This window comes from Pseudomonas protegens (assembly GCF_003732485.1).
GTDB lineage: Bacteria > Pseudomonadota > Gammaproteobacteria > Pseudomonadales > Pseudomonadaceae > Aquipseudomonas > Aquipseudomonas protegens_B.
In genome coordinates, this window is the sequence record NZ_MOAK01000030.1 from 61,359 (window position 1) to 62,841 (window position 1,483).

Here is a 1,483-nt window from a genome sequence, read left to right on the forward strand (position 1 = left end):
GCACCGGCAAGCACGCGCTCTGTTTTTAGACGACCCGAGCGATCGCCTCGGCCAACAGGTTCAGGCGCGAAGCGTCGATTCCGGCCACGTTGGCCCGGCCGGAGCTGACCATGTACACGCTGTGGTGTTCACGCAGTTCCTTGACCTGAGACGGGCTCAGGCCGGTGTAGGAGAACATGCCGCGTTGCACGCCGATATGGGCGAAGCGCTCGGCCAGGCCATAGGGCTGCAAGGCTTCCAGCAGGCCGGCGCGCAGTTGGGCGATGCGCTGGCGCATGGCTTCCACTTCGTCGGCCCAGAGGCTTTTCAGCTCCGGGTCGCCGAGGATGGTGGCGACCACTGCGGCCCCGTGATCCGGTGGCGTGGACCACAGGTTACGGGCGATATGGGCCAGTTGACTGCGCACGTCCAGGAGCTTTTCCGCATCTCGGGTGCAGACGATCAGCGCCCCGGTACGATCGCGATACAGGCCGAAGTTCTTCGAGCAGGAGCTGGTGATCAGCACTTCCGGCAGTTCGGCGGCGAACAACCGCACCGACCACGCGTCCTGCTCCAGGCCGTCGCCAAAGCCCTGGTAGGCGAAGTCGATCAGCGGCAACAGGTTGCGCTTGCGAACCACCTCCAGCACCCGTTGCCAGTCGGCCTGGCTCAGATCGAAGCCGGTGGGGTTGTGGCAGCAGGCGTGCAGCAGCACCACGTCGCCCTCGGGCACCCGGTTCAGGGTGTCCAGCATGGCCTCGACGTCCAGGCGGTTGTCGCTGCCCACGTAGGGGTAGTGACTGACCTTGACCCCGGCTGCGGCGAAGATGGTTTCGTGGATCGGCCAGGTCGGGTTACTCAGCCAAACGCCGCGGCCCGGCAGGCACTGGGCGATGAAGTCGGCGCTCAGGCGCAGGGCGCCGGTGCCGCCCGGCGTCTGGGTAGCGCCGGCGCGCTGTTCGGCGATGAGTGTCGAATCGCTGCCCAGTACCAGTTCATTGATCACCTTGCCGAAGGCCGCGTCGCCGTGGCCGCCGATGTAGGTCTTGGTGATCTGGCGGTCTACCAGGCGCTGCTCTGCCAGCTTCACCGATTGCGGGATCGGCGTCAGGCCCTGGGCGTCCTTGTAGACCCCCACGCCGAGGTCGAACTTGCGCGGGTTGGGGTCGTTGGCGTAGGCCTCCATCAGGCCGAGAATCGGATCGCCGGGTACGCGGCCGATGGCATCGAAATGCATTACTTGCGTCCTTCTGCGGTCTTGGCCACTTCGTCGGTGCGGGCCGCCATGATGAAGTCGTTGCGGTGCAGGCCCTTGATCGAGTGGCTCCACCAGGTCACGGTGACTTTGCCCCATTCGGTGAGCAGGCCCGGGTGGTGGCCTTCGGCCTCGGAGATCTCGCCCATGGCATTGGTGAAGGCCAGGGCGAATTTGAAATTCTTGAACAGGAAGACTTTTTCCAGTTGCATCACGCCGTCGCGAACTTCGATGTTCCAGTCGGGGATC

The 1,483-nt window shown here is 64.9% G+C and carries 2 protein-coding genes; both read right to left on the reverse strand.

The window, feature by feature from the left end; all coding sequences use genetic code 11:
• Nucleotides 1-25 precede the first annotated feature (25 nt).
• Nucleotides 26-1,216 carry an amino acid aminotransferase gene (locus tag BLX41_RS04450; protein ID WP_123723929.1) on the reverse strand — a complete coding sequence of 397 codons (1,191 nt, stop codon included), beginning with the start codon at nucleotides 1,214-1,216 and terminating at the stop codon, nucleotides 26-28.
• Nucleotides 1,216-1,483, reverse strand: a 268-nt coding sequence (locus tag BLX41_RS04455) for a 4a-hydroxytetrahydrobiopterin dehydratase (protein WP_259740748.1), incomplete at its 5' end; no start/stop codon positions are given. The genes BLX41_RS04450 and BLX41_RS04455, both read right to left, overlap by 1 nt.